The sequence below is a fragment of the Chromobacterium alticapitis genome (genome assembly GCF_002924365.1).
GTDB classification, from domain to species: domain Bacteria; phylum Pseudomonadota; class Gammaproteobacteria; order Burkholderiales; family Chromobacteriaceae; genus Chromobacterium; species Chromobacterium alticapitis.
This window is the reverse complement of record NZ_PQWB01000170.1, coordinates 1-6680: the sequence shown is the minus strand read 5'-3', so window position 1 is coordinate 6680 and position 6680 is coordinate 1. Positions and strand designations below refer to the sequence as shown.

At 64.9% G+C, this 6680-nt stretch carries 7 protein-coding genes and 1 pseudogene; all 8 read left to right on the top strand.

The annotated features are described in order from the left end of the window. Window positions 1–94: 94 nt before the first annotated feature. Window positions 95–278 (top strand): annotated as a pseudogene (locus C2I19_RS20495) (transposase); the annotation flags it as partial. A gap of 120 nt (window positions 279–398) precedes the next feature. Next, window positions 399–1490: an acyltransferase gene (locus C2I19_RS20490; RefSeq protein ID WP_199181311.1), complete on the top strand. Its 1092-nt coding sequence runs from the start codon at window positions 399–401 to the stop codon at window positions 1488–1490. Between the two features lie 81 nt (window positions 1491–1571). Next, a complete protein-coding gene (locus tag C2I19_RS20485) occupies window positions 1572–3314 on the top strand; it encodes an NAD(P)H-dependent oxidoreductase subunit E (RefSeq protein ID WP_103904438.1) in 1743 nt (580 codons plus the stop codon). Continuing rightward, window positions 3311–4033 (top strand): 2Fe-2S iron-sulfur cluster-binding protein, encoded by a 723-nt coding sequence (locus tag C2I19_RS20480; protein WP_103904437.1) that lies wholly within the window; start codon window positions 3311–3313, stop codon window positions 4031–4033. The genes C2I19_RS20485 and C2I19_RS20480 overlap by 4 nt, the downstream gene beginning before the upstream one ends. 6 nt (window positions 4034–4039) lie before the next feature. Beyond that, window positions 4040–4582: an NADH-quinone oxidoreductase subunit B family protein gene (locus C2I19_RS20475; RefSeq protein ID WP_103904436.1), complete on the top strand. Its 543-nt coding sequence runs from the start codon at window positions 4040–4042 to the stop codon at window positions 4580–4582. Window positions 4583–4591: 9 nt separating this feature from the next. Then, window positions 4592–6091, top strand: a complete 1500-nt coding sequence (locus C2I19_RS20470) for a Ni/Fe hydrogenase subunit alpha (RefSeq protein ID WP_103904435.1) — start codon at window positions 4592–4594, stop codon at window positions 6089–6091. Next, entirely contained in the window at window positions 6088–6573 is a 486-nt protein-coding gene (locus tag C2I19_RS20465) for a hydrogenase maturation protease (protein WP_103904434.1), read from the top strand. Before C2I19_RS20470 ends, C2I19_RS20465 begins: the two co-directional genes overlap by 4 nt. Then, a partial coding sequence (locus tag C2I19_RS23010) for a hydrogenase/urease maturation nickel metallochaperone HypA (protein WP_146056908.1) occupies window positions 6566–6680 on the top strand: 115 nt, incomplete at its 3' end. The genes C2I19_RS20465 and C2I19_RS23010, both read left to right, overlap by 8 nt.

Genomic DNA, 6680 nt, shown 5'->3' with positions numbered 1-6680 from the left:
ATCGCAAACCTGCAGAGGATTGGTGTAGGAACCTTAATTCTGCAGGTTTGCACCCCTCCTATCTGCTCCCTGCTTCAAAACGTCAACAGCCCCTAGAACAGCCATAGCGTTTTGCCTCTCGCCAGGACAGGCATCACGATGCGCCAGAGGGTAGAAAGCTGCTTCGTCAGTTTGGTGAAATCAAGCAGCCTGTCCACCTGCTGATGGATCGGGCATACGAAGGTAATGAAACTCGCCAATTGGCTCTGGATCTAGGTTTCATTCCCGTGGTTCCGCCGCTTCGCACTTGACCATCGAAACGCCGGGCAGTCACCCTTTCACCCAACCGTTTGAAACCATATCGCCGCGCTTGAGCGAGGTCGGAACTCTGGTCCGTCTCAGGCAGTCCAGTTCAAGTATTGACATTAGCGCAGGCGCCCCGCGCCGCTTCCACCCACTCACCCCTCGCGCCTGAAATCATGAGAATATCTAGCCTCGATTGCGCTCGCGTCATCGCGATCGCCGCCGTAATGGCCCTGCACCTAGCTCCATTCGCCAGCCCGTTTAACCCCGTCCCCTGGGCCGCTGCGCCTTATGCCTGGGTTGCCGACTTCATCAACCAGGGCAGCCGTTTTGCCGTGCCGTTCTTTTTCTTGTGCGCCGGCTATTTCGCCCAGCCCAAGATGTCGGCCGGCGCCATGGCGCCCGTGCTGCGTTATTGCCGCCCCATCCTATTGCTGTGGCTATTGTGGAGTCTGATCTATGCTTTCCTGCCCATGGATTGGCGCGCGGTGGCCGGGCTCGGCTATATCCAGGGCATGCGGGGGCAATGGGAGATGCTGCTGGCCAAGCCTCTGGAACTGTTGTTGGTAGGAGGCATGTTGCACCTGTGGTTCCTGCCGGCTCTGATGCTGGCGGTGCTGCTGATTGCCGGCGCGCACCGGCTGGGATGGTCACGCTGCTTGCCGCCGCTTGCCGTCGCGCTGTATCTGGTGGGGTTGGCAGGGGGATCATATGCCAAGCTGTTGGACATCCACTGGGATTTCAACACCCGAAACGGCCCGTTTTTCGCCGTGCCTCTTGTGTTGTTGGGCGCCCTGATCCGGCAAAACGGCCGCCAACTCGCGGATAAGGCCGCGGTCGCGCTGATGTTGGGTGGAATTTTGTTGTATGCCGGTGAGCTGTGGGTGTTGAACCACTACGCGCAAACCGGCATTCGCGGGCACGATTTTCTGCTGGGCTCCATTCCCTGGGCCCTTGGTTTGTTCTGGCTGCTGTTGAACCGGCCGCAATGGGGTAAAGACTCCTGGCTGGAAAGACAGGCGCCCAATGTGCTGGGCATTTATTGTCTGCACATGTATTTCGTCGCGGTGATGCTGATCGGCACGCCGGAAATCGTTTCCTTAGCCTGGGAGGCTGCCAAGTTGCCGCTGTTGTTGCTCTTGGTCGCGGCCAGTGTCTGGGCGCTCTCTCGTACGCCTGGCCTGAGTGTGCTGATTCGCAGGTCATGAATGGTCACGATGCAAGAAAGCCGCCTCCTGCGGTTTTTTTTGCGCCGGCATGCGGGACGGAGGGTGCGCTATACCTAATGCATGACTAACCCCCCCCTTCCGCAGCAGTCTCTGCTCCAGCGCCATCCGCGTCGGCCGGATCGTCTGTTGCAATTGCTGATCGATATCCAGCAAGCGCGCGGCTGCGTGCCGGCTGATTGGCAGGCGGCCATCGCCGATCATCTAGGCGTGACCTTGGCCCAGGTGCGCGGCGTGGTCGATTTTTACCATTTCCTGAGCGCCCAGCCGCTGGGCGATTACTGCATCCGGCTGTCGGACAGCGTGATAGACCGCTTTGGCGGCAGCCTGGCGATGCGGGACTGTTTGCTTGAACGGCTGGGCATCGAGCCCGGCGTCACGCGGCCCGATGGTCGAGTTTCCCTGCACGTGACATCTTGCATAGGCCTGGCGGACCAGGGGCCGGCGGCGCTGGTCAATGGTTTGCCGCTGACGGGGCTGACGCCGGCTCGCGCGAGCCGGCTGGCCGCGCTGATAGAGCGGGACGTGGCCATGGCAGATTGGCCGCGCGGCTGGTTCGAGGTAGCCAACCATATCCGTCAGCCGGGGATGCTGCTGTCTATGCGTTTGCGGCGAGGCGAGGCGTTGGTTAAGGCTTTGCGTTCCGGCCCGGAGGCCGCGCTGGACGCCATCCGGCGCGCCGGCTTGCGCGGACGCGGCGGCGCGGGTTTCGATACCGCCTTGAAGTGGAGGCTGGCCAGGGAGGCGGGCGGCGCGGCGCGCTATGTCGCTTGCAATGCGGACGAAGGCGAGCCGGGCACTTTCAAGGACCGCGTGCTGCTGGCGACGCGCGCCGATCAAATCTTCGAGGGCATGAGCCTGGCGGGCTATGTCATCGGCGCGGAGAGGGGCTTGCTCTATCTGCGCGGCGAGTACGCCTATCTGTTGCCGCATTTGCGCGCGGTTTTGCAGCGTCGCCGCGCGGACGGCCTGCTCGGCGAGCGCGTGCTGGGGTCGGGGTTCTCGTTCGACATCGACATCGAACTGGGCGCGGGGGCTTATGTGTGCGGAGAGGAGACGGCGATGATCGAATCCTTGGAGGGCAAGCGCGGCATTCCGCGTCTGCGGCCGCCGTTTCCGGTCAGCGCGGGCTATCTGGACTGCCCCACGGCCAACAATAATGTGGAGACGCTGGCGTGCGCGGCGCTGATCATCGCCCGAGGCGCAGATGCCTTCCGCGCGCGCGGGACGGGAAAGTCGCGCGGGAGCAAGCTGCTGAGCGTGTCCGGCGACGTGGCCGTGCCTGGAATCTATGAGTTCGATTTCGGCGCGACCGCGCGCGAAGTGCTGGCCGCCTGCGGCGCGGTTGATGTCCAGGCTATTCAGGTGGGCGGGCCTAGCGGCGTCCTGATTGCGCCGGAGCAGTTTGATCGCCGGATAGCTTTCGAAGACTTGTCCACCGGCGGTTCTTTCATGGTGTTCGACTCGCGGCGCGATCTGGTGGACATCGCCCGTCAGTTCACGCATTTCTTCGCCTTTGAAAGCTGCGGCCTGTGCACGCCCTGTCGGGTGGGCACGCAGTTGCTGACGCGCGCGGCGGACAAGCTGGGAGAAGGCCGCGCTAGCGACGCGGATCTGAGGGAGATCGAGGATGTCGGTCGCCTGATGCGCGAAATGAGCCACTGCGGCTTGGGGCAGACGGCCGCCAATCCGCTGCTGGACTTGCTGTCGCGCTTTCGGCCGCAGTGGGAGGCGAGGCAGCGGAGTCTGTCCGATGAGGCGGCGGACGGCGAGCTGGCCGGCGCCGGGGAAAGGGCGCGACCATGAGCGTGGAGTCAGTGCCGCGGTTTTTGCTGGATGGGCGAGAGATCGCGTTCGAGCCTGGGCAAACCATCATGGCAGCAGCTGCGCAGGCTGGCGTCTATATCCCCCACCTGTGCCACCACCCGGATTTCCAGCCGCACGGCAGTTGCCGCCTGTGCTGCGTCCGCGTGGATGGCCGCGTCGAGGCGGCCTGCGCCACGCCGGCCCAGGCCGGCACGGCGGTGGAAAATCTCAGCGAAGACTTGCAGCGCGACCGTCGTCGCCTGACCCAGATGCTGTTCATCGAAGGGAATCATCATTGTCCGTTCTGCGAGCGCAGCGGCAATTGCCAATTGCAGGCCGTGGCCTATTTCGTCGGCATGGAGGATTCGCATTACGCGCATTTCTATCCGCGGCGCGAGCTGGACGCCTCCCACCCGGACTTCCTGCTGGACCGCGACCGCTGCATCCAGTGCGCCTTGTGCGTGCGGGCCAGCCGCGAGGCGGACGGCAAGAACGTGTTCGAGCTGGCCGGGCGAGGTGCGGCCACGCGGCTGATCGTCAATTCGCCGTCCGGCCTGCTCAAGGATTCGGCGCTGCAGCTCACAGATCGGGCGGCGCATATTTGTCCGGTAGGGGCCATCCTGATCAAGCGCGAAGGCTACCGCGCGCCGATAGGCGAGCGGCTGTACGATGAACAGACCATAGCCGAGGCGGGTAATCGGCGGCCTGAGGACGAGTGAGGACGCATGGAACGCAAGCTGACCATCGCAACCTGTTCGCTGGCCGGTTGTTTCGGCTGCCATATGTCGCTATTGGACATAGACGAACGGCTGGCCGCGCTGGCCGAACGCGTGGCCTTTGACCGCAGCCCGCTGACCGACGTCAAATGCATCTCGGCCGGCGTGGATCTGGGGCTGATCGAAGGCGGGGTGTGCAATGAGGAGAATGTCGAGACCCTGCTCGAATTCCGCCGCCGCTGCCGGATTCTGGTGGCGGTGGGGGCCTGCGCGCTGACCGGCGGCGTGCCGGCCTTGCGCAACCGTTTTTCGGCGGCGGATTGCCTGGCGGAAGCCTATGGCGGCGGCGCGACGCTGGCCGCGCCGCTATTGCCGGATGATCCGGAGCTGCCGCGGCTGCTGGACAAGGTTTATCCCATCCATGAACTGGTGGCTGTCGATTATGTCTTGCCGGGCTGCCCGCCGCCGGCCGATGCGTTCTGGGAGCTGCTCACTGCCTTGCTCGACGGGCGCGAGCCCAGACTGGACTATCCGTTGCGGCGCTTCGACTAAGGGGGCGGGATGAACGAGAGTTTGGAGTCGGCGGATCATCCGGAGCGGCTGCGGCGGGTGGCGATAGAACCGCTGAGCCGGGTGGAGGGGCATGGCAAGATCACCCTGCTGCTGGACGAGGCGCGCCGGGTGCGGCAGGCGCGGCTGCATATCGTCGAATTCCGCGGCTTTGAGAAATTCATTCAGGGCCGGCCCTACTGGGAAGTGCCGACGCTGGTGCAGCGACTGTGCGGCATCTGTCCGGTGAGCCATCTGCTGGCCGCGTCCAAGGCCATGGATGCGATCGCGCTGGGCGAGGCGTCGCCGCCGCCGGCCGCCACGCGGCTGCGCCGCTTGTTGCATTTCGGCCAGGTGCTGCAGTCCCACGCCTTGCATTTCTTCCATCTGGCCTCGCCGGATTTGCTGTTTGGATCGGACGATGCGGTGGCGCATCGCAATTTCCTGGGCGTGCTGGCGGACGAGCGCTCGCTGGCGATGAAAGGCATCCGGCTGCGCAAATACGGACAGGAGCTGATCCAGGCGCTGACCGGCAAGCGCATACACGGCACCGGCTCGGTGCCGGGCGGTTTCAATAAACCCCTGCGCGCCGCCGAGCGGGACGCGCTGCGCGCCGGTCTGCCGGAGGCGCTGGCATGGGCGCAGGAGGGGCTGGGCGTCGCCAAATCGCTGTATCTGGCCGGCGGCGAACGCAATCGAACCTTTGCCGCCGCGCCGTCCAATTTCCTGTCCCTGGTTGGCGCGGACGGCTCGCTGGAACTGTTCGATGGAGGCTTGCGCGTCAAGGACCCGGCCGGCGCCGTGGTGATGGATCATGTGGATGTGCGTGGCTATGCCGAGCTGCTGCGGGAGCAGGTCAAGCCATGGACCTATATGAAGTTTCCGTATCTGGCCGCATTGGGGCCGGAGCGCGGCTGGTATCGCGTGGGGCCGCTGGCGCGCGTCAATAATTGCGACTTCATCGCCACGCCTCTGGCCGAGGCGGCGCGGCGGGATTTCGTCGAGCATGGCGCGGGCGCGCCGGTGCAGGCGACGTTGGCCTATCACTGGGCGCGCATGATAGAGCTGCTGCATTGCGTTGAGGCCATCGCGGCGCTGTTGGACGCCCCGGCCATCCTGGATACGGACTTGCTGGCGCAGGGGAGCGGCGGCCGTGAAGGCATAGGCGTGATCGAGGCGCCGCGCGGCACCTTGTTCCACCATTATCAAGTGGGCGAGGACGATCTGGTGAGCATGGCCAATCTGATCGTCTCCACCACCAGCAACAATCAGGCGATGAATGAATCCATCCGCTCCGCCGCGGCGGACATCTTCGACGGCCGCGAAATCAGCGAAGCCATGCTGAACCGGATGGAGACCGCCGTGCGCGCTTACGATCCCTGCCTGTCCTGCGCCACGCACGCCATGGGCAAAATGCCGCTGCGGGTGGAGGCTGTGGCGGCGGACGGCGGCTTGGTGGACTGCGCCGTTCGCCAAGGCGACGGCAGCTTCGAGCGGGGGCTGCGCGGATGAGGCCGCGCGCGTCTGTCTTGGTGTTGGGTTTCGGCAACCCCGGCCGCGGCGACGACGCCATCGGCCCGCTGTTGATCGAACGGCTGCAGGGCTGGCTGCTGGAGCAGAATATGGCCGAGGTGGAGGCCCTGACCGACATGCAACTGAATATCGAGCATGCGCTGGACTTGGCCGGCAGGCGGCGCGTGCTGTTCATCGATGCCGCGCTGAACGGCGCGGAGCCCTTTGCTTGCGCGGCGGTGACGGCGGCGGACGACGCCAGCTACACCACCCACGCGGTATCGCCGGCCGCGTTGCTGGCAATTTGCGAACGGGTGGCCGGAAAGCCTGCGCCGCGCGCGGAGTTGCTGGCGATACCCGGCGAACGTTTCGGTTTGGGCGAGGCGCTTAGCGCGGGCGCGGCGGAGCGGACGGAGCGGGCATGGGTCTGGCTGCTCGCCTGGTGCCGTGCCGCTGTCGGGCAGGAGGCTGACCATGCATGAGTTATCTCTGGCCGAGGATATCCTGGCTATCGTGGAGCGCCATGCCGCGGAACTGTCCGTGGTGACGGCCATTCGTCTGCGTGTCGGCGCGCTGTCTAGTGTAGATC

Coding starts and splice junctions, on each gene's coding strand:
- C2I19_RS20465 (WP_103904434.1), top strand. CDS start 6,088: ATGAGGCCGCGCGCGTCTGTCTTGGTGTTGGGTTTCGGCAACCCCGGC.
- C2I19_RS20480 (WP_103904437.1), top strand. CDS start 3,311: ATGAGCGTGGAGTCAGTGCCGCGGTTTTTGCTGGATGGGCGAGAGATC.
- C2I19_RS20485 (WP_103904438.1), top strand. CDS start 1,572: ATGACTAACCCCCCCCTTCCGCAGCAGTCTCTGCTCCAGCGCCATCCG.
- C2I19_RS20475 (WP_103904436.1), top strand. CDS start 4,040: ATGGAACGCAAGCTGACCATCGCAACCTGTTCGCTGGCCGGTTGTTTC.
- C2I19_RS20470 (WP_103904435.1), top strand. CDS start 4,592: ATGAACGAGAGTTTGGAGTCGGCGGATCATCCGGAGCGGCTGCGGCGG.